Genomic DNA, 19040 nt, shown 5'->3' on the forward strand with positions numbered 1-19040 from the left:
CCACAACCACACTGGAGTACTGACATGGCTCGTATGCGTGCCGCTGAAGCTGCGGCGAAGATCCTGGAACTCGAGGGCGCGACGCAGGCGTTCGGCGTGCCCGGCGCGGCGATCAACCCCTTCTACGCGGCGCTGCGCGCGCACGGCGGCATCGGTCACGTGCTCGCCCGGCACGTCGAGGGCGCCTCGCACATGGCCGAGGGTTACACCCGCGCCACGGCCGGCAACATCGGCATCTGCATCGGTACGTCGGGCCCCGCCGGCACCGACATGATCACGGGGTTGTACTCCGCGATGGCCGATTCCATCCCGATCCTCGCGATCACGGGGCAGGCTCCGGTCGCGCGCCTGCACAAGGAGGACTTCCAGGCGGTCGACATCGCGTCGATCGCGAAGCCCGTCACCAAGATGGCCGTGACCGTGCTGGAGCCCGCGCAGGTCCCCGGCGTGTTCGCGCAGGCCTTCCACCTCATGCGTTCGGGTCGACCCGGCCCGGTCCTCATCGACCTGCCCATCGACGTGCAGCTCGCCGAGATCGACTTCGACCCGGACACCTACGAGCCCCTGCCCGTGTACCGGCCGGCGGCCACCCGCGCGCAGGCCGAGAAGGCCCTGGACATGCTCCAGGCCGCGGAGCGCCCGCTGATCGTCTCCGGCGGCGGCGTCATCAACGCCGACGCCTCCGACAAGCTGGTGGAACTGGCCGAGCTGCTGGACGTTCCGGTGATCCCCACCCTGATGGGCTGGGGCACGATCCCGGACGACCACCGGCTCGCGGCCGGCATGGTCGGGCTGCAGACGGCGCACCGCTACGGCAACGCGACGATGCTGGCCTCGGACTTCGTGCTGGGCATCGGAAATCGTTGGGCCAACCGGCACACCGGCGGGCTGGACGTCTACCGCGCGGGACGCACCTTCGTGCACGTCGACATCGATCCGACGCAGATCGGCCGGGTCTTCGCGCCCGACTACAGCATCGTCTCCGACGCCGGCGCCGCGCTCGACCAGCTCGTCGAGATCGCCCGCGAGCGGCGCTCGGCGGGCACCCTGCCGAACCGCGAGGCATGGGTCGAGTCCTGCGCCGAGCGCAAGCGGACGATGCAGCGCCGCACGCACTTCGACGAGATCCCGGTCAAGCCGCAGCGGGTCTACGAGGAGATGAACAAGGTCTTCAGCCGCGACACCCGGTACGTGAGCACCATCGGCCTCTCGCAGATCGCCGGCGGCCAGTTCCTGCACGTCTTCAAGCCGCGCCATTGGATCAACTGCGGCCAGGCCGGCCCGCTCGGCTGGACCATTCCCGCCGCGCTCGGCGTGGTGAAGGCGGAGCCCGGCACCGACGTGGTCGCCCTCTCGGGCGACTACGACTTCCAGTTCATGATCGAGGAACTCGCGGTCGGGGCGCAGTTCAACCTGCCCTACGTGCACGTCGTGGTGAACAACTCCTACCTCGGCCTGATCCGCCAGGCGCAGCGCGCCTTCGACATGGACTTCCACGTCCAGCTCGGCTTCGACAACATCAACGCCGACGTGTCGGAGGCCCACGACGCCGCGATCGCGGAGGTTCCCAAGGGCTACGGCGTGGACCACGTCAAGGTGGCCGAGGGACTGGGCTGCAAGGCATTGCGCGTGACCGACCCCGAGCTCATCGCCGAGACCCTCGGCAAGGCGCAGTCCCTGGCGCGCGAGCACAAGGTGCCGGTGGTCGTGGAGATCATCCTGGAGAAGGTCACCAACATCGCGATGGGCACCGAGCTCGACAACGTCGCCGAGTTCGAGGAGCTGGCACTCGCCGGCGCCGACGCCCCGACCGCGCTCCTCCTGCTGGATTAGGGAGTCGTCATGCGAGTGCTGCTGGCGCCCGACAAGTTCAAGGGCTCGCTGTCGGCCGTCGGGGTCGTCGACGCCCTCGCCCGGGGCATCGCCGAGGTCCGTCCGGAGTGGACGGTGCTGCGCGCCCCGATCGCCGACGGGGGCGACGGCACCGTCGACGCGGCGGTGGCCGCGGGGTGGACGCGGGTCCGAGTGGAGACCACCGGCCCCACGGGCGCCCGGGTGTCCACCTCGTACGCCCGGGGCGGTGGGACCGCGGTGGTCGAGCTCGCCTCGGCGGTCGGCCTCGAGCTGTTGCCCGACGGTGTGCCGGACGCACTCGGCGCCACCACCTTCGGCCTGGGCACGGTGATCCGACACGCCCTCGACGACGGGGCCCGGGCCATCGTGATCGGCCTCGGGGGCAGTGCCTCCACCGACGGGGGCGCCGGCATGCTCCAGGCGCTCGGGGTCACGATCACGGACGCCGACGGTGCGCCGCTCCCTCCCGGCGGCGCGGCGCTGGCCCGGGCTGCGCGGGTGGATCTGTCGGGCCTGCACCCGGCGGCCGCGCAGGCCCGGTTCACCCTGGCCTGTGATGTCGACAACCCCCTGCTCGGCCCCGACGGCGCGGCCGCGATCTACGGCCCGCAGAAGGGCGCGACCTCGGGCGACGTGGCACTACTCGACGCCGCGCTGCGGGTTTTCGCCGACCTGCTCGCCGCTGCCGGCGGGCACGACGCCCGGGACGTCCCGGGTGCGGGTGCCGCGGGCGGCACCGCCTTCGGCGCGATGGCGGTGCTGGGCGCGCGCGCCCGCCCCGGCGTCGACATCGTGCTCGAACTGGCGGACTTCGCCGCCAAGCTCGACGGCGCCGACCTCGTCGTGACCGGCGAGGGCTCGCTGGACGAGCAGACGCTGCACGGCAAGGCCCCCGTGGGCGTCGCCGCGGCGGCGCGTGCCGCGGGAATCCCGGTCATCGCCGTGTCCGGGCGGAACCTCCTGAGCGCGGACCAGATCCACGGGGCGGGCTTCCAGCGGGCGCTGGCGCTCGCCGAGCTCGAGCCCGATCCTGCACGATCGATGGCCGACGCCGCCGATCTGCTCCGGCGGATCGGCCGCACCATCGCCAAGGACGGCCCCGCCTGAGTTCCCCTCAGGCGGGACGGTTCCGCTGCAACCAGGCAGCGATCCGCCGCTCGCCGCGGACCGTCGCCCAGCGGCGGGCCGACGGGGAGAGGCGCGAGGCCAGGTGGACCGGCAGGTTCGTCGCCCACGCAACCGGCAGGGCCCACGGCATCGCGGCGGGGAGGCCGAGGTCGCGCAGGCCCTGCGGCCCCGCGAACACGCTCTCGATGCTGCCCAGGTAGCGCTGGTGGAAGCGCTTCCGGAGCGCCGACCCGACCGGGTACGCGTGCCGCCCCCAGTTGCCGTACAGCGCGCGGCCGAGGACCGCGGAGTCCGCGTCCGGTCCGGGCGTGTACTGGCCGATCTGGACCATCCGGCGCCGACCCTCGCCCTCCGTCGCGGGCAGGACGTGCTCGTCGATGCCGAGCAGCCAGCCGACGTAGCGCCACAGCGCCATCACGTCGCGCCCCTCGTCCGCGGAGACGGGCATGCCCAGTAGACGCAGTCCCAGAACGAAGGTCGTCGAGAAGAGCCCCAGTGTGCCGAGCTGGTCCGACTGGTTGATCGGTACGCCCCACTCGGCGAGGTCCCAGTCCTCGCGGCGCAGCAGCGTCGTGTTCGCGAGCCCGTGGATCACCCGGACCTTCACCGCCGACCGCCAGGCCCGCCCGTGCGGCCGCACGTCGCCGCCGATGATCTCGGACCACCACTGGGTGGTCTCGTGGATGCGCGCGTCGACACCGTCGACGAGGCGCCCGGTGGCCACGAGTTGCCGCGTGGTCGCGGAGGTCGTGTAGCCGGTCATCAGCGACGCCGTTGCGAGCACGTCGAGGCCGAGCGAACCGGACCGCCGGCAGACCGCGGCGCCGCGCTCGCAGGCGGCGAAGTCCACCCAGGACGGCGTCGCGGCGGAGCCGACAGCGTCGAGGAGTTCCTGCAGCACCGGATTCGGCGTGGTCCCGGACGCCAGTGCGGCGTCGAGATCCCGCATCGAGAACGCGCGGTCGTCGATCACCGCCCGCCCCATCCGGTTCCCGAGCTCGTCGCCGCGGCTCACCGCTTCTCGCGCCCAGTCGAGCTCCTCGGCGGTGAACGGGCGGCGGTCCTTCTGGAGGATCCGGAGGACGCGGACGGTCCCCGCGGCCCACTCGGGGTCGCGGTCGAAGCGTTCGGGACTGTCGACGGTGCGCGGGGCTGCAAGAGTCATGCCCCGAGCGTAACTCAATCTGGCTACAGCATGTAGCCACAATATTCTCGGAACCGATACCGCCCCGCTACTCCGCGCGAAGCCGCCGCAGCACCTCCGCGAGCTCGCGGTTGCTGAGGATGTCGGCGACCATGACCTCCTCGATCACCTCGACGGTCGCGTCGATCCGCCCGGCTGCGGCCGCGATGGACAGGTGCATCCCGCCCACGACGATCAGGCGCGCGGACAGCAGAGCGTCGGCGGGGTCGGGCGGGTCGTCGAGGATCTCCGCGGCCTGAGCGGCCATGGCACCCGCGAGCAGGTCGATCAGGGCCTCTCGCCGATCGCGCAGGCCGGGGTGCACGTCCGCGCTCATGAGCAGCGCGGCGCGCCGGTCGTCGTCGTCCACCGCGGCGAGCGAGCCGCGCACGCCCGCACGCACTTTCCGTTCGAGGACATCCGGACCGTCGGGCACCGCGCCGATCGCGCCGGCCACCCGCGCCATGACCGCCTCGGCCAGAAGGTCGAAGGCCTCGGTGAGCACCTGGTCCGGCGAGTCGAAGGCCTCACGGAAGTACCGCGCATGCAGGCCCGACTCGGCGCACAGCGAGCGCGCACTCACCGCTGCCACCCCGTCCCGGGCGACCACGGTGAGCGCGGCGTCGAGGAACCGGACCCGGCGTTCCTCGCGCCGGGCACCGGCCGCGACGCCGCTGTAGCGGCGCCCATCGCTCTCGGTCATCGGGCCAGCGTATCGACCCCGGTCTCCCTCTCCGTCCGCTGCGGGGAGGACGCCAGGCGGATGGCCTCGGGGACGGTGTCGCCGGGGAAGCCGATGCGATCGACGAGCGGCCGGATCAGCCCGAGGATGCGCGCCGCAAGCGCGTTGCGCTTCGGGGCCACGATCATGGCGGACCGGCGCTCGATCCCGTCGACGACCGCCTCCACCACGTCGTCGATCGGGATCATCGCCCAGAGACCGGAGGCGTTGTCGCCCCACAGCTTCCGTCCGGCGGGATCCTCGTGCACCGCGTCCATCATCGGGGTCTTGAAGAAGGTGGGGTGCGCGCTACCGACATCGACGCCGAGGTGCCTCACCTCGAGTCGCGTCGAATCGCACAGCGCCCACACCCCGGCCTTGCTCGCGGTGTACGGACCGTTGAGCGGGGAATGCACGAAGGCCGCCATCGATGAGACGGCGAGGAGGTAACCGCGCGAGTCCCGCGGAAGCGCGGCGCGGAAGGTGCGCCACACGCCGTTCAGGTTCGCGTCGATGACGCGCTCGAAGCCCTCCGGATCGAGCGACTCCATGGGCAGCATCGAGCTGAGTCGAGCAGCTGGCGGGGCTCGCCGCCGCTGGCCCCGAAATGCCGGTAGTCGAAGACGAGGCAGGCGTAGCCGGCGGCGGCGAAGCGCTCGGCGAAGGCGTCGAGCCGCTCCTCCTTGACGCCGCCGAGGCCGTGGGCGAGGACGACGATCGGCCGTCGCTCCCCCTCGGCCCCCGCGGGCCGGTACAGCCAGGCGGCGATGGTGCCGGATCCGGATCGGAAGGTGATGTCTGTGCGCGTCATGTTCCGAACCATACTGGAATAACCTCCATAATTGGAAGACCTTCCAATTATGTCTTGGGTTACAGTATTGGACATGGAACCCACCCGTGCGCAACGCAAGGCCGCAGCGAACCGGCGCGCGGTGGTCGACGCCGCGCGGGAGATCGTCGCCGTCCACGGCGCCGACGCAATGACCCTGGAGGCGGTAGCCGAGCGGGCCGATGTGGCGGTGCAGACGATCTACAACCGGGTCGGCGGCAGATCCGCGCTGCTCACCGCCGTCGCCGAGCAGGCCATGGAGGAGAACCGCGCGTACATGGACGCGGCCTACCGGACCGATGGCGACCCCGAGGCCACGATCCTGTTGGCCGCCAGGGAGTACGCCCGGTTCGCGCGGGAGCGGCCCTACGAGTTCCGGATCCTGGTGGAGCCGCCGGACGTCCCCGACGCGGTGGCCCGGATCGCTGAGCTCACCCGGGAGCAGAACGCGAAGCTCGCCGCAGTGCTGCGCAAGGGCGTCGCGGCCGGGACCGCCCGGCCCGACCTGGACCCCGATCGCGCCGCCACCGCCCTGTCGGCGGCGCTGAACGGCGTGCTCGCCCTCGCGTGGCGGCCGGGCGATCTCGGCGCGGGGCCGGAGGAACTCGATCTCCTCTTGGGCACCGTCATCGCGACCCTCACCGACGGCATCCGCGCTCGGTAGCGGATCCGCGGTCGCCGGTCAGGCCGACGCGGCCAGGATCTCGCGGGGGTCGAAGGTCACGTTCACCGCGGTGATCAGGCCTTTCTCGACGTGCGTCCAGTTCGCGACCGCCGTCGCCGGGGCTCCGCCCATCCCCAGGTCGAACCACGTGATGACGTCGTGATCGTCGGCGAGGCGGGCACGGATCTCGAGCGAGTCGGTCGCCTGCGCCATGCCGTTCAGGCCGGCCAGGAACTCGTCCGGTCCGTTCGCCACACCGAAAACCCCGGCGAAGCGGCAGTCGGGCGCGAGGAGGGGACGCAGGGGCTCGAAATCCTTCGCCTCCCAGCAGCGGAAGTAGGTCTCGGCGAGCTGGCGGGGTGTGCTGTTCTCGGTCATGACTCCACTCTGCGACCGCCGAGCGAAGAAGTCCAACAGCTGAATCTGATTCGACCTATCATCTTCAGTGATGGAACTGCACCAGCTCCGCTACCTCGTCGCCGTCGCCGACCGCGGCTCCTTCACCGCGGCCGCCGACGCGCTGCACGTCGCCCAGTCCGGGGTGTCCGCGCAGGTCGCGAAGCTCGAGCGCGAGCTCGGCCATCGCCTCCTCGACCGGGGTACCCGCACCGTCGGGCTGACACCCGAGGGAACGGCGCTCGTCCCCTACGCCCGCGCCGCACTCGCAGCGGTCGCAGCGATCGGGACGGTCGCCGACGAACTCACGGGCGTGGTCCGCGGTCACGTGCGCCTGGGCACCGTCATCGGCTGCACGATCCCCGGCTACCTCGCCGGCTTCGCCGCGTTCCGCGCGGACCATCCGACGGTGACCGTCGAGGTCGCGGAGGGCAACTCGGACGAGCTCATCGCGGGCCTCAGCACGAACACTCTCGACGTCGCCCTCGTCGCCCACGCCCACCCCCTTCCCGACGGCCTCACTGCGCACCGCCTGATCCGCGAACCCCTGACGGCCGTCGTCCCGGGCGACCACGAGTGGGTCGGCCGCGACGCCGTGACCTGCGCCGACCTCGCCACTCGCACCGTCCTGTGCCTACCGCCCGGCACGGGCGTGCGCACCGCGCTCGACCTCACCTGCGCCGCCGAGCGCACCGTCGTCGACCCCGCCGTACAGGCCCACTCCCCCGAGGCGCTGCTCGCGCTCGCCGAGCGCGGCGCTGGCGTCGCGGTCCTCACGGCCTCGATGGCGGGCGGACGCCCGGGCTTGTCGACGGTGCCGATCGCCCGGTCCGCCAGGACCAACCTGTCCCTCGCGACGCGGGCGGCACCGTCGGCGGCGGCGGGCGCGATGACCCGCACCCTGCGCGAGCACCTCGCCCCCTGATCGACGAGCCCCCCGGCCGGGCCCACAACGCTCGGCGCCGTCCCATGCGTTCCCGTACGTTCCCATGACAGATGCGCCGATATCGTTGTAGCCTCCTTCCCGAACCACTTGGTTCGGGAAGGACAGAACAATGATTCCGACACGGCACAGAATTCGGCAGGGACCACGCATCGCGGGAAGTGCGACACTCGCAGTGCTGCTCGCTTCTCTCTTCACGCCGTCGACCGCAGTAGGCGCCCCTTCAGGACCCGAACTCAGCGAACCCACTGCAGCTCTGGACCGAGCGATGAATTGCCCGAAGCCGCTCGGCAAGGACGGTCCGGAACCCGTTCTGTTGATCCCCGGAACCGCATCGACCCCGGAGTCGGCCTTCGGCTGGAACTTAATGAAGGCCTTTCGCGAGGAAGGCACTCCCTTCTGCTCCGTGACACTGCCGGACGAGGCGAATGCGGACATCCAGCGCAGCGCCGAGTACGTTGTTCACGCCCTACGGAAAATGAACTCGTCGAGCGGCAAGAAGGTCCAGATCGTGGGCTGGAGCCAAGGCGGTGGCCCGTTGCCGAGATGGGCATTGAAATTCTGGCCGGACACCCGACACATGGTCGACAACCTCATCGGGATCGACCCCGACAATCACGGATCTGCCGTCGTCAATCTCCTGGGGTGCGGAGTCATCAACACCTTCTGCTCACCGGCGCTCTGGCAGCAACGACCCGATTCGCACTTCATCTCCACCCTGAACCGCGGCGGCATGACCTATCCGGAGGTCAACTACACCGTTCTCTACCTGAACTTCAGCAATGTGGTCGAGCCCAGCGTCCACGGTGAATCCCAGTCGTTGCCGCCCGGGCCCAACGTGACCAACGTCAGCCTGCAGGGGACCCTGCGGCGGCCCGCTCTCGCTCCCCTCCGATCACGCGACCGCCGTCGGGCTGCCGATCACGGCGAGCCTGATACGGGCGACACTGTCCAACCCGGGGCGGCCGCTGCAGAAGGCATCGATCAACGCGAGTGCATGTACGAAGACCTTGCCGGCCATCCAGGAGAACATCGGGATCATCGCGAACAATTACCTGCAGCAATTCACCCGGTCCATTCCTCGCCATTCGGTTCCGGCAGAACCTGCACTCCGCGCATACGCTCGCACTACCCGCTGATCCTCGCGCCGGTCCGCATCGCCGCGGAAGCCTGAGGTATCGTGGGGCGCATGCGAGCGGCAGGCCAAGCAACACGGGACAGAATTCTCGCCGTCGCGAAAAACGAGTTCGCGCGGTACGGATTGGCGGGCGCGCGGATCAATCGAATCGCCGCGGACGCGATGGCCAGCAAGGACCGGCTCTACGCCTATTTCGACAGCAAGGAGCAGTTGTTCGCGGAGGTTTCCAGTCAATGGATCAGTCGCACAGCCTACGACCTCGCACTCTCCGGCGACGATCTTCCCGGATACGTCGGCAGGCTGTTCGACGATTTCTTGGAACACCCCGAGAACGCTCGACTTCAATTCTGGGCGGAACTGGAAGTGACGGATCCCTTGCCGGCCGATGACCCGCGCGTAGCGATGCTCCGGGCTAAAGTCGCGGAGATCCGCCGCGCCCAGTCATTGGGATTGATCGACGATTTCTGGCACGCCCCAGAGCTCGTCGGCATGCTCGTCAGCATCGCGCGGGATCAGGCAGTTCCGAACAGGCACCCGCGTCTCCACGATCAGACCGAGCGATCGGTTGCGGACAGACGGGCCGCCGCGGTCGAGGCGGCCCGGCGCCTCGTACAACCCCGCTGAGGCCACCACACGGTCAGAGCGCCGGACGGGCCGCCGGACGCCAGCGTGCGACGGCGGCGCCGAGCGCGACGACGGTCAGCGCCGCCACACCCAGCCCGAGCGCCGGGTAGGTCCACGCCGAGACGACCGCGCCGGATGCGAGACCACCACCGGCGCCGGCGAGCGCGATGAGCACGTCCACCTTGCCCTGCACCCGCGCCCGGTCGCCCAGCTCCGTGCCGTCGACCACCAGCGCGGTTCCGGCCACCAGCCCGAAGTTCCAGCCGACCCCGAGCAGGACCAGGGCAACGATGTTCGCCCACAGCGAGTCCCCCGGCCCGACCGCGGCGAGCAGCCCCGCCGCCGCCAGGACGACCCCCGAAGCGACGACCATCGGCATCCGCCCGACCCGGTCGACGAGCACGCCCGTGATGGGCGAGGGCAGGTACATGCCCGCGATGTGCAGGCCGATCACCATGCCCACGGCGCCCAGACCGTGATGATGGGCCTGCATGTGCACCGGGGTCATCGTCATCACCGCAGTCATCCCGATCTGGGTCACGACCATCACCGCCGCGCCGAGGTACGCCGCGCTCCGCACCCCGGTGTGCTGCCCGCCGGCGACGGGCTCGTGGCCCGCGCCGAGTTCGCGGGCCAGCAGCAGAGGATCCGGCCGCAACAGGAGGAACAGAACCGCACCCGCCGCCGCGTAGGCGACCGCGGCGAGCAGGAACGGGCCCGCGAGCGCGGGAAGCCCCAGCGAGCGCGCGAGCTCCCCGAGCGGCGTGACCAGATTCGGCCCGGCGACGGCGCCGACGGTGGTCGACACGAGCGCCAGGCTGACCGCGGTCGCCCGCGTGGCCGGGGACGCGAGATCGGTCCCGGCGTAGCGGGCCTGCAGATTCGTCGCCGTGCCGGCGCCGTAGACCAGGAACGACGCGAAGAGCAGCGGGACGCTGCCGATCGCCGCGGCGAGGACGACCCCGGACGCGCCGACCGCGCCGGCGGCGAAGCCCGCCGCGAGCCCGACCCGCCGCCCGGCGCGCTGGCTGATCCGGCCCACCAGGTACGCCGTGAACGCCGAACCGAAGGTGAACATCGCGATGGGCAGGCCCGTCAGGGCCTCCGAACCGAGCATCTCCTGCGCGAGCAGCGCGCCGACGGTGATCCCCGCGGCCAGTCCCGCCCCGCCGAGCACCTGCCCGGCCATGACTACTGCCAGGGTGCGGCGCTGCACCCGCCGGCGGGTCTCTTCGATCTTGTCGTCCACGCGATCATCATCGTCCACCGCGATCAGCCCGTCGATCAGGCCGGGAATCGTGCATGCATTTTGCATGCACCGGCAGTAGAATCACGGCATGACCACCATCACCATCCGCAACGTCCCGGAGGAGACCCGGAACGAACTGGCCGCACGCGCGGCGCGCAGGGGTCAGTCCCTCCAGGAGTACATGCTGCGGCTGGCGGACGAAACCGCGAGTCGGCCCGACGTGGACGAATTGGTCGCGGAGATCCGTGCGAGCAAGCGCCACATGCGTTCCACAGTCACGACAGAGTCGATTCTCGCTGATCGAGACGCTGACCGTCGATGACGCAGGTCCTGGATTCGTCCGTGGTCGTCGCGGCATTCATCGACCTCGGGGACGACGGCGACTGGGCGCTGTCGATGCTCGAGGACGGTCCCATCGTGGCCCCTCAGCTCATGCCCTTCGAAGCGGCGAACATCATCCGAAGGACTCTCTCCCGAGGCGAGATCGATGAGGTCACCGCGAGACAGGCCCTCGGTCGGCTGCACCGACTGGCCGTGACGACCTACGTATCCTTCGCAGCTGTTGCCGACCGCGCATGGGAGTTACGCGCGAACGTCACGACCTACGACGCCTCCTACGTCGCCGTCGCCGAGGCGTTCGACTGCCGCCTGGCCACCCTCGACCACCGACTCGCCCGCGCCACGGGGCCGCGGTGCGAGATCGTGACCCCGACGGGCCGGTAAGCTCTCCGGGTGACCGAACCGCCGATCGTGCCGAAACTGCTGGACATCGCGGTCACCGCACTCGGCGGCAGCAAGCGCGACGGACAGGTGCGGATGGCCGCGGCCGTCGCCCACTCCCTCGACACCGGAGAGCACCTCGCGGTCCAGGCCGGCACCGGCACCGGCAAGTCACTGGCCTACCTCGTGCCCTCGATCCGGCACGCCGTCACCTCCGGCAAGACGGTCGTCGTGAGCACCGCGACCATCGCCCTGCAGCAGCAGCTGGTGGATCGCGACCTGCCGCGCCTGGCCAAGGCACTGAAGAAGGACCTCGGCCGCGAGCCCGAGTTCGCGATCCTCAAGGGACGCGGGAACTACCTGTGCCTCAACAAGTTGCACAGCTCCGTGGCCTCCGAGCCGGACAGCGAGGAACTCTTCGATCCGTTCGCCGCCTCGCGCCTGGGGCGCGAGATGAAACGCCTGCGGGAGTGGAGCAGCGACACCGAGACCGGCGACCGCGACGAGCTGACCCCCGCCGTCGGCGACCAGTCCTGGCGCCTGGTCAGCGTCGGCGCGCGGGAGTGCCTGGGCGCCACCAACTGCACCTACGGCCAGGACTGCTTCGCCGAGGCCGCGCGCAAGAAGACGGGCCAGGTCGACGTCGTGGTCACCAACCACGCCCTCCTCGCCATCGACGCGATGACCGAGGTCAAGGTGCTGCCGGACCACGACGCCGTCGTCGTCGACGAGGCGCACGAGCTGGTGGATCGGGTCACCTCCGTCGCCACCGCGGAGCTCACGGGCAGCGTGGTCGCCGCCGCCGCGCGTCGTGCGGGCAAGCTCGTCGAGGAGGAGATCGCCGACGCCCTGGTCGCCGCCTCCGAGGGGCTCACCCAACTGTTGGACGCGTCCGGCACGCGCCGCTGGCTCGGCCTGCCCGACGGTGCCGGGCCCGCTCTGGCATCCGTCCGCGACGCCGCGTGGGCCGTCCGGACGGCCGTCGGCCCCGCCCGCGGAGCCAACCTCGACTCGGACGCCGCGGCCGCGCGCAGCGCCGCACTCACGGCCCTCGACGATGTGCACGACACCGCCGTCCGCGTCCTCACCGCGTTCGACGAGCCCGACGAGGCGAAGCGCCGCGACGTGGTCTGGACCTCCGACGTCCCGGTCCGCGGCGGCGGCTTCCGCCGGACGCTGTACGTGGCGCCGCTGTCCGTGGGCGGGCTGCTGCGCACCCGCCTGTTCGGCGAATCGACCGTGGTGCTGACGTCGGCGACCCTCGCCGTCGGCGGCGCCTTCGACACGGTCGCCGGATCGTGGGGCCTCCCCCGCGCGGGTGGTGGGGACGCCCCGGAACCGGACCGCGATCCCGCGCTGGCCACGGGGAAGAAGCCCGACGCGAAGATCGAATGGAGCCACCTCGACGTGGGCTCGCCCTTCGACTACCCGCGGTCGGGCATCCTCTACGTGGCCACGAAGCTGCCGCCTCCCGGCCGCGACGGCACCAACCCCGCCGTCCTCGACGAGATCGAGACGCTGATCAAGGCCGCCGGCGGCCGGACCCTGGGACTGTTCAGCTCCACCCGCGCGGCCAAGGCCGCCGCCGAGGCGCTGCGCGAGCGGATCGACACGCCGATCCTGTGCCAGGGCGAGGGCAACACCGGCCAGCTCGTGCGCGACTTCGCCGCCGACCCGTCGACCTCGCTGTTCGGCACCCTGAGCCTGTGGCAGGGCGTCGACGTGCCCGGGCCGTCACTGTCGCTGGTGCTCATCGACCGGATCCCCTTCCCCCGCCCCGACGACCCCCTGCTCACGGCCCGGCAGCGCGCCGTCGAGTCGCGCGGCGGCAACGGCTTCATGGCGGTCGCGGCGACCCACGCCGCCCTCCTACTGGCGCAGGGAGTGGGCCGGCTGCTGCGCTCGACGGACGACAAGGGCGTCGTCGCCGTGCTGGACTCCCGGCTCGCGACGGCGCGCTACGGCGGCTTCCTCCGCGCCTCGCTGCCGCCGTTCTGGGAGACCGCGGACCGGGCCGTCGCGGTAGCGGCGCTCCAGCGTCTCTCCCAGTCCTGACCACGTTTTCCGGACCCGTCCGGGCACAACCGGAAACGCCCGCAGACGGCGCGGCGCCGGGCCCGCACGAGCCGGGAGTACTCGCCCGTAAACCGGCCGCGTCGACTACCGTTGGCCCGGTGACAGGGCGCATCGGCATCGACGACATCGAACCCGTGGTGTCGTGCGGGCAATACCCCAGTAAGGCGGTCGTCGGCGAGGTCGTGCCGGTGTCCGCGACCGTGTGGCGCGAGGGCCACGACGCCGTGGCGGCGTCCGTCGTCGTGACGGGGCCCGACGGTTCCTCCACCTACATCCGCATGTCGCCGGCCGCCGAGCCCGACGTGTTCCACGCGCTGTTCCGGCCGGACCTCACGGGCTACTGGTCGCTACGCATCGAGGGATGGTCCGACCCGGCCACCACCTGGCGCAGCGCGGTGCAGAAGAAGCTCGCCGCGGGCCAGGGCCCGGCGGAGCTCGCGAACGACCTCGAGCTCGGTGCCCGCCTTCTGGAGCGCGCCGCGGGCGGCGTGCCCGACGGTGACCGGGCCTCCGTCCGCGCCGCCGCCGCAGCCCTGCGCGACGGCGACCGCAGCCTGGTCGAACGGACCGGCGCCGCACTGCATCCCGACATCACCCGGCTCCTGCAGCAGTACCCGGTGCGCGACCTGATCACCAAATCGCGGACGTACCGCGTGTGGGTGGACCGCACCCGCGCGCTGTTCGGGTCCTGGTACGAGTTGTTCCCGCGGTCCACGGGCGGCTGGGACCACGAGGGCAAGCCGGTGCACGGCACCTTCCACACCGCTGCGGAGGACCTGCCGCGCGTGGCGGAGATGGGCTTCGACATCGTGTACCTCCCGCCGATCCATCCGATCGGCGAGGTGAATCGCAAGGGACGCAACAACACCCTGACGCCGGAGGAGCACGACGTCGGCGTGCCGTGGGCGATCGGCTCGGCCGCCGGCGGGCACGACGCGGTGCATCCCGAACTCGGCACGCTGGAGGACTTCGACTACTTCACGCAGCGCGCCCGCGACCTCGGCATGGAGGTGGCGCTCGATCTGGCCTTCCAGGCGGCACCGGATCACCCGTGGGCGCGAGAGCATCCGGAGTGGTTCACGGTTCTGCCCGACGGCACGATCGCGTACGCCGAGAACCCGCCGAAGAAGTACCAGGACATCTACCCGATCAACTTCGACGAGGACCGCACCGGCATCTACCGGGAGCTGTTGCGCGTCACCCTGTTCTGGGTGCAGCGCGGCATCGAGATCTTCCGGGTGGACAACCCGCACACCAAGCCGCCGGACTTCTGGCACTGGCTCATCGCCGAGGTGAAGAAGGTCAACCCGGACGTCCTGTTCCTGGCCGAGGCGTTCACCCGCCCGGCACGGATGTACGGCCTGGGCAAGCTGGGCTTCACGCAGAGCTACACCTATTTCACGTGGCGCACGGCGAAGTGGGAGCTCGAGGAGTTCGCGCGCGAGCACGCCGCGAACGCCGACATCTGCCGCCCCAACCTCTGGGTGAACACGCCGGACATCCTGCACGAGAGCCTGCAGCACGGCGGGCCCGGCATGTTCGCCATCCGCGCGACACTCGCCGGCACCCTCTCCCCCAGCTGGGGCATGTACTCGGGATACGAGCTCTACGAGCACGTCCCGGTCCGCGAGGGCAGCGAGGAGTACCTCGACTCGGAGAAGTACGAGCTCCGCCCGCGCGACTACAAGGCGGCGCAGAGCCGCGGGGAGTCGTTGGAACCGTGGATCACCCGGCTCAACGACATCCGGCGCCGGCACCCCGCGCTGCAGCAGCTGCGGAACCTGCACTTCCACGCGGTCGACAACGACGCGCTGATCGCCTACAGCAAGCACGATCCGAACACCGGCGACCTCGTCCTGATGGTGGTGAACCTCAACCCCTTCGGCGCCGAGGCCGGCAACGTGTGGCTGGACCTGCCCGCGCTGGGGATGGACTGGCACGAGCGGTTCCCCGTGCGCGACGAGGTGTCGGGCGAGGTCTACCACTGGGGCCAGGCCAATTTCGTACGGCTGGAGCCCTGGCGCAATGTCGCGCACATCCTGGTGCTGCCCCCACTGAGCCCGCAGCACCGTCGCGACCTGTCCTACCGGGAGGCATGATGAGCGAGAACCCCGTCGGCCCCAGTTCGGCCGCGGCGGCCGTCGACCCCGACACCGCCGCACGCCTGCTGTCCGGCACCTACCACGATCCCCACGCGATCCTGGGCGCGCACCCGACGCCCCGTGGCACGGTGCTGCGGGCGCTCAAGCCCGGGGCCACCGCGGTGGCGGCGGTGATCGGCGGCGAGCACTACCCGATGGCCCGGATCCAGGGCTCGCTGTGGGGCACCGAGGTCCCCATCTCCGACCCGGCCGACTACCGGTACGAGGTGCTCTACCCCACGGGCAGCGCGATCGTCGCGGACGGCTACCGGTTCCTGCCCACCATCGGCGAGCTGGATCAACACCTGATCGCCGAGGGACGGCACGAGCGGCTGTGGGACGTGCTCGGCGCGCACGTGCGCAGCTACACCACGCCCGACGGCGAGGTCAGCGGCACCTCCTTCGCCGTGTGGGCGCCGAATGCACGCGGCGTCACGGTGATCGGTGACTTCGAGTACTGGTCCGGCGAGTCCTTCCCGATGCGCACACTCGGCTCGTCGGGCGTCTGGGAGGTCTTCGTTCCGGGCGTCGCCGACGGTGCCGCCTACAAGTTCCGGATCTTCACCGAGGGCGGCCCCGTCGAGAAGGCCGACCCGATGGCGCGCCGCACCGAGGTGCCCCCGGCCACGGCGTCGATCGTCACGGAGAGCCATCACACGTGGCGCGACGGCGCCTGGATCGCCGAGCGCGCCAAGCAGATCCCCACCGACCGGCCGATGAGCACGTACGAGGTGCACCTCGGCTCGTGGCGGCAGGGTCTGAGCTACCTCGACCTGGCGAACGAGCTGGCCGACTACGTGACCGAGACCGGCTTCACGCACATCGAGCTGCTGCCGGTGGCCGAGCACCCGTTCGGCGGATCGTGGGGCTACCAGGTCACCTCGTACTTCGCGCCGACCTCGCGGTTCGGCACGCCCGACGAGTTCCGCGAGTTCGTGGACGTGATGCACGCCCGCGGCATCGGCGTGATCATGGATTGGGTACCCGCCCACTTCCCCAAGGACGCCTGGGCGCTCGCCCGGTTCGACGGCAAGCCGCTCTACGAGCACGGCGACCCGCAGCGCGGCGAGCAGCTGGACTGGGGCACCTACGTCTTCGACTTCGGTCGCCGCGAGGTGCGGAACTTCCTGGTGGCCAACGCCCTCTACTGGTTCGACGAGTTCCACGTCGACGGTCTGCGCGTGGACGCCGTGGCGTCGATGCTGTACCTCGACTACTCCCGCCCCGAGGGCGGCTGGACGCCGAACGTGTACGGCGGCCGCGAGAACCTCGAGGCGGTGGAGTTCCTGCAGGAGATGAACGCCACCGTCCACAAGCTGTTCCCGGGCGTGGTCACCGTGGCCGAGGAGTCCACGAGCTGGCCCGGCGTCACCCGCCCGACGAACCTCGGCGGCCTCGGCTTCACCATGAAGTGGAACATGGGCTGGATGCACGACACCCTGGGCTACCTGGGGCGCGACCAGGTGCACCGCAACTTCCACCACCACGAGGTCACCTTCTCGCTGATGTACGCGTGGAGCGAGAACTTCGTGCTCCCCATCAGTCACGACGAGGTGGTGCACGGCAAGGGCACGCTGTGGACCCGCATGCCGGGCGACGCCCACACCAAGGCGTCCGGGGTCCGCGCCCTGCTCGCGTACATGTGGGGCCACCCGGGCAAGCAGTTGCTGTTCATGGGCCAGGAGTTCGGGCAGGTCCGGGAATGGTCCGAGGAGCGCTCGCTGGACTGGGACAGCCTCGACGGCTGGGAGGGCGAGCTGCACGCCGGGATCCAGTCGCTCACGCGGGATCTCAACGCGGCGTACCGCTCCCACCCCGCGCTGTGGAGCCAGGACACCACCCCGTCGGGCTACGAGTGGGTGGATGCGAACGATTCGCAGAACAACGTCCTGAGCTTCCTGCGCTGGGGCAGCGACGGTTCCGTGGTGCTGTGCCTGTACAACTTCTCCGGGCAGACGCACGAGCGCTACCGCGTGGGCGTCCCCTTCGCCGGCTCGTGGCGCGAGATCCTCAACACCGATTCCTCCGCGTACGAGGGCACCGGCGCGGGCAACATGGGCGGCGTGACCGCGGAGTCCCGCTCCTGGCACGGCCGGGAGGCCTCCGTCGAGGTCGTGCTCGGCCCGAACTCGGCGGTGTGGCTCACGTTCGACGGGGAATCGGCAGCCGTCGAGTGATGCGCGAGCTCGCGCAGGGCGTGTGGTTCGGGTCCGGGACGCACGTCAACTTCCTCGCCCTCGTCGACGGTGCCGAGGTCACGCTGATCGACGCGGGCTGGGCGGGCGACGTGGACCGCGTCGAGGCCGAGCTGGCGTCGATCGGCCGGCGCCCCGAGGACGTCCGCGCGATCCTCGTGACGCACGCCCACATCGACCACGTGGGCGGCGTCGCGAAACTGCACGAGCGCTACGGGACACCGGTTCTCGCACACCCCGACGAGATCGCGCACGCCCGCGGCGAGACGCACGAGCAGGCCGCGCCGCTCGACCTGCTGCCCATCGCCTGGCGACCGCGCACGTTGCGGTGGATGGCCGATGTCGCGCGCGTCGGCGTACTCGGCCACGTCGAGATGCCCTACGCCGAGCCCTTCTCCGTGCCCGAGGCGGGCGCTCCGCTCGACCTGCCCGGTGCACCGGTGCCGATCCCCTGCGCCGGCCACACCTCCGGGCACACCGCGTTCCTCCTGCCCGGCGGCGTCGTCGCCACGGGCGACGCCCTGGTGACAGGCCATCCGCTGTCGGGTTCGACGGGGCCGCAGCTCCTTCCCGGCTTCTTCAGCCACGACCTCCCGCGCACCGTCGAAACCCTCGAGGCGATCGCAGCACTGGACGCGGGCGTACTGGCTCCCGGCCACGGCGAGCCGTGGCACGGGAGCCCCGCCGAGGCGGTCGCGCAGGCGCGCGTCAGCTGCAGCTGACGACGATCTCGAAGGGCTTCTTGACGATCCCCGCCATCGGGTTGCTCAAGCTGCCGCCCTGCGCCGTGCCGGAGATCGTGTAGCGCTTACCGTCGACCTTGACGGTGGCCTCTCCGACACCCGGACCGACGCCGAGGGCGTTCCCGTCGACGGTGAGGGCGACAGTCTCGACGGTGGGCGGGTTTCCGTCCTTGAGGGTGGCGCCGACGCCGCCGGACGTGCCGCCGGCGCCGATGGCGATCCGGTCGCCCTGCTTGGTGCAGCCCACCTTGCTCAGGTCGACGCCGGTCAGTTCCTTCCCGTCGACCGTGACGGTGGTCTTGGCGTCCGTGCTCGCGGAGTTCGAGTCGGACCCCTTGTCGGAGCCGCCGCCGCACGCGACGAGTCCGATCGACGCGAAGACGATCGCAGAGCTGAGGGCGAGGGTGCGATTCATAGCGGGCCTCCTTAGGCACGG

At 70.9% G+C, this 19040-nt stretch carries 18 protein-coding genes and 1 pseudogene; 12 read left to right on the forward strand and 7 right to left on the reverse strand.

The window, feature by feature from the left end; translation table 11 throughout:
- The first annotated feature begins 24 nt into the window (after nucleotides 1-24).
- Complete coding sequence (gene gcl / locus AXK61_RS13405; RefSeq protein ID WP_068570883.1) at nucleotides 25-1833, forward strand: glyoxylate carboligase; 1809 nt, start codon at nucleotides 25-27, stop codon at nucleotides 1831-1833.
- 9 nt (nucleotides 1834-1842) lie between these two features.
- Entirely contained in the window at nucleotides 1843-2961 is a 1119-nt protein-coding gene (locus tag AXK61_RS13410; protein WP_068570882.1) for a glycerate kinase, read from the forward strand.
- Nucleotides 2962-2968: 7 nt separating this feature from the next.
- Here AXK61_RS13410 and AXK61_RS13415 read toward each other — a convergent pair whose 3' ends face one another.
- From AXK61_RS13415 to AXK61_RS24385, 4 genes and pseudogenes are all read right to left on the reverse strand, one after another.
- Nucleotides 2969-4147 carry an oxygenase MpaB family protein gene (locus tag AXK61_RS13415; protein ID WP_068570881.1) on the reverse strand — a complete coding sequence of 393 codons (1179 nt, stop codon included), beginning with the start codon at nucleotides 4145-4147 and terminating at the stop codon, nucleotides 2969-2971.
- A gap of 67 nt (nucleotides 4148-4214) precedes the next feature.
- Entirely contained in the window at nucleotides 4215-4868 is a 654-nt protein-coding gene (locus tag AXK61_RS13420; RefSeq protein ID WP_068570880.1) for a TetR/AcrR family transcriptional regulator, read from the reverse strand.
- A complete protein-coding gene (locus tag AXK61_RS13425) occupies nucleotides 4865-5446 on the reverse strand; it encodes an SDR family NAD(P)-dependent oxidoreductase (protein WP_082789338.1) in 582 nt (193 codons plus the stop codon). The genes AXK61_RS13420 and AXK61_RS13425 overlap by 4 nt, the downstream gene beginning before the upstream one ends.
- An 8-nt stretch (nucleotides 5447-5454) precedes the next feature.
- Nucleotides 5455-5697 (reverse strand): annotated as a pseudogene (locus tag AXK61_RS24385) (alpha/beta hydrolase); the annotation flags it as partial.
- Between the two features lie 73 nt (nucleotides 5698-5770).
- On the opposite strand from AXK61_RS24385, the gene AXK61_RS13430 reads away from it, so the two are divergent.
- Complete coding sequence (locus AXK61_RS13430; protein ID WP_068570878.1) at nucleotides 5771-6379, forward strand: TetR/AcrR family transcriptional regulator; 609 nt, start codon at nucleotides 5771-5773, stop codon at nucleotides 6377-6379.
- A gap of 18 nt (nucleotides 6380-6397) precedes the next feature.
- Here AXK61_RS13430 and AXK61_RS13435 read toward each other — a convergent pair whose 3' ends face one another.
- The gene (locus AXK61_RS13435) at nucleotides 6398-6757 is read right to left on the reverse strand and encodes a nuclear transport factor 2 family protein (protein WP_068570877.1); all 360 of its coding nucleotides are present in this window, start codon (nucleotides 6755-6757) and stop codon (nucleotides 6398-6400) included.
- 70 nt (nucleotides 6758-6827) lie between these two features.
- On the opposite strand from AXK61_RS13435, the gene AXK61_RS13440 reads away from it, so the two are divergent.
- From AXK61_RS13440 to AXK61_RS13445, 3 genes are all read left to right on the forward strand, one after another.
- Entirely contained in the window at nucleotides 6828-7700 is an 873-nt protein-coding gene (locus AXK61_RS13440) for a LysR family transcriptional regulator (protein ID WP_068570876.1), read from the forward strand.
- A gap of 286 nt (nucleotides 7701-7986) precedes the next feature.
- Complete coding sequence (locus AXK61_RS24975) at nucleotides 7987-8892, forward strand: esterase/lipase family protein (RefSeq protein ID WP_156485661.1); 906 nt, start codon at nucleotides 7987-7989, stop codon at nucleotides 8890-8892.
- Between the two features lie 15 nt (nucleotides 8893-8907).
- Nucleotides 8908-9480, forward strand: a complete 573-nt coding sequence (locus AXK61_RS13445) for a TetR family transcriptional regulator (RefSeq protein ID WP_068570874.1) — start codon at nucleotides 8908-8910, stop codon at nucleotides 9478-9480.
- Between the two features lie 13 nt (nucleotides 9481-9493).
- On the opposite strand, the gene AXK61_RS13450 is transcribed toward AXK61_RS13445, so the two are convergent.
- Nucleotides 9494-10669 carry an MFS transporter gene (locus AXK61_RS13450; RefSeq protein WP_231855540.1) on the reverse strand — a complete coding sequence of 392 codons (1176 nt, stop codon included), beginning with the start codon at nucleotides 10667-10669 and terminating at the stop codon, nucleotides 9494-9496.
- Between the two features lie 148 nt (nucleotides 10670-10817).
- Here AXK61_RS13450 and AXK61_RS13455 point away from each other — a divergent pair, with 148 nt between their 5' ends.
- The 6 genes from AXK61_RS13455 (at nucleotide 10818) to AXK61_RS13480 (ending at nucleotide 18583) form a co-directional block, all read left to right on the forward strand.
- Nucleotides 10818-11051, forward strand: coding sequence for a FitA-like ribbon-helix-helix domain-containing protein (locus AXK61_RS13455; RefSeq protein WP_068745751.1), 234 nt, complete (start codon nucleotides 10818-10820; stop codon nucleotides 11049-11051).
- Nucleotides 11048-11452, forward strand: coding sequence for a type II toxin-antitoxin system VapC family toxin (locus tag AXK61_RS13460; RefSeq protein ID WP_068745754.1), 405 nt, complete (start codon nucleotides 11048-11050; stop codon nucleotides 11450-11452). The genes AXK61_RS13455 and AXK61_RS13460 overlap by 4 nt, the downstream gene beginning before the upstream one ends.
- 9 nt (nucleotides 11453-11461) lie before the next feature.
- Nucleotides 11462-13504, forward strand: a complete 2043-nt coding sequence (locus AXK61_RS13465; RefSeq protein WP_068745756.1) for an ATP-dependent DNA helicase — start codon at nucleotides 11462-11464, stop codon at nucleotides 13502-13504.
- A gap of 119 nt (nucleotides 13505-13623) precedes the next feature.
- Nucleotides 13624-15624: an alpha-1,4-glucan--maltose-1-phosphate maltosyltransferase gene (locus tag AXK61_RS13470; protein ID WP_068745758.1), complete on the forward strand. Its 2001-nt coding sequence runs from the start codon at nucleotides 13624-13626 to the stop codon at nucleotides 15622-15624.
- Nucleotides 15624-17843 (forward strand): 1,4-alpha-glucan branching protein GlgB, encoded by a 2220-nt coding sequence (gene glgB / locus AXK61_RS13475; RefSeq protein WP_068745760.1) that lies wholly within the window; start codon nucleotides 15624-15626, stop codon nucleotides 17841-17843. The genes AXK61_RS13470 and glgB overlap by 1 nt, the downstream gene beginning before the upstream one ends.
- Nucleotides 17843-18583, forward strand: a complete 741-nt coding sequence (locus tag AXK61_RS13480; protein WP_068745762.1) for an MBL fold metallo-hydrolase — start codon at nucleotides 17843-17845, stop codon at nucleotides 18581-18583. Before glgB ends, AXK61_RS13480 begins: the two co-directional genes overlap by 1 nt.
- Here AXK61_RS13480 and AXK61_RS13485 read toward each other — a convergent pair.
- Nucleotides 18570-19019 (reverse strand): lipoprotein LpqH, encoded by a 450-nt coding sequence (locus AXK61_RS13485; protein ID WP_068745763.1) that lies wholly within the window; start codon nucleotides 19017-19019, stop codon nucleotides 18570-18572. The two genes, AXK61_RS13480 and AXK61_RS13485, sit on opposite strands and share 14 nt — an antisense overlap.
- Nucleotides 19020-19040 lie beyond the last annotated feature (21 nt).

The organism is Tsukamurella pseudospumae, assembly GCF_001575205.1.
GTDB classification, from domain to species: Bacteria; Actinomycetota; Actinomycetes; order Mycobacteriales; family Mycobacteriaceae; genus Tsukamurella; species Tsukamurella pseudospumae.

Excerpts from the sequence above, each read along its gene's own strand:
- gcl (WP_068570883.1), top strand. The coding sequence starts at position 25 with ATGGCTCGTATGCGTGCCGCTGAAGCTGCGGCGAAGATCCTGGAACTC.
- AXK61_RS13410 (WP_068570882.1), top strand. The coding sequence starts at position 1,843 with ATGCGAGTGCTGCTGGCGCCCGACAAGTTCAAGGGCTCGCTGTCGGCC.
- AXK61_RS13415 (WP_068570881.1), bottom strand. The coding sequence starts at position 4,147 with ATGACTCTTGCAGCCCCGCGCACCGTCGACAGTCCCGAACGCTTCGAC.
- AXK61_RS13420 (WP_068570880.1), bottom strand. The coding sequence starts at position 4,868 with ATGACCGAGAGCGATGGGCGCCGCTACAGCGGCGTCGCGGCCGGTGCC.
- AXK61_RS13425 (WP_082789338.1), bottom strand. The coding sequence starts at position 5,446 with ATGCTGCCCATGGAGTCGCTCGATCCGGAGGGCTTCGAGCGCGTCATC.
- AXK61_RS13430 (WP_068570878.1), top strand. The coding sequence starts at position 5,771 with ATGGAACCCACCCGTGCGCAACGCAAGGCCGCAGCGAACCGGCGCGCG.
- AXK61_RS13435 (WP_068570877.1), bottom strand. The coding sequence starts at position 6,757 with ATGACCGAGAACAGCACACCCCGCCAGCTCGCCGAGACCTACTTCCGC.
- AXK61_RS13440 (WP_068570876.1), top strand. The coding sequence starts at position 6,828 with ATGGAACTGCACCAGCTCCGCTACCTCGTCGCCGTCGCCGACCGCGGC.
- AXK61_RS24975 (WP_156485661.1), top strand. The coding sequence starts at position 7,987 with ATGAATTGCCCGAAGCCGCTCGGCAAGGACGGTCCGGAACCCGTTCTG.
- AXK61_RS13445 (WP_068570874.1), top strand. The coding sequence starts at position 8,908 with ATGCGAGCGGCAGGCCAAGCAACACGGGACAGAATTCTCGCCGTCGCG.
- AXK61_RS13450 (WP_231855540.1), bottom strand. The coding sequence starts at position 10,669 with ATGGCCGGGCAGGTGCTCGGCGGGGCGGGACTGGCCGCGGGGATCACC.
- AXK61_RS13455 (WP_068745751.1), top strand. The coding sequence starts at position 10,818 with ATGACCACCATCACCATCCGCAACGTCCCGGAGGAGACCCGGAACGAA.
- AXK61_RS13460 (WP_068745754.1), top strand. The coding sequence starts at position 11,048 with ATGACGCAGGTCCTGGATTCGTCCGTGGTCGTCGCGGCATTCATCGAC.
- glgB (WP_068745760.1), top strand. The coding sequence starts at position 15,624 with ATGAGCGAGAACCCCGTCGGCCCCAGTTCGGCCGCGGCGGCCGTCGAC.
- AXK61_RS13480 (WP_068745762.1), top strand. The coding sequence starts at position 17,843 with ATGCGCGAGCTCGCGCAGGGCGTGTGGTTCGGGTCCGGGACGCACGTC.
- AXK61_RS13485 (WP_068745763.1), bottom strand. The coding sequence starts at position 19,019 with ATGAATCGCACCCTCGCCCTCAGCTCTGCGATCGTCTTCGCGTCGATC.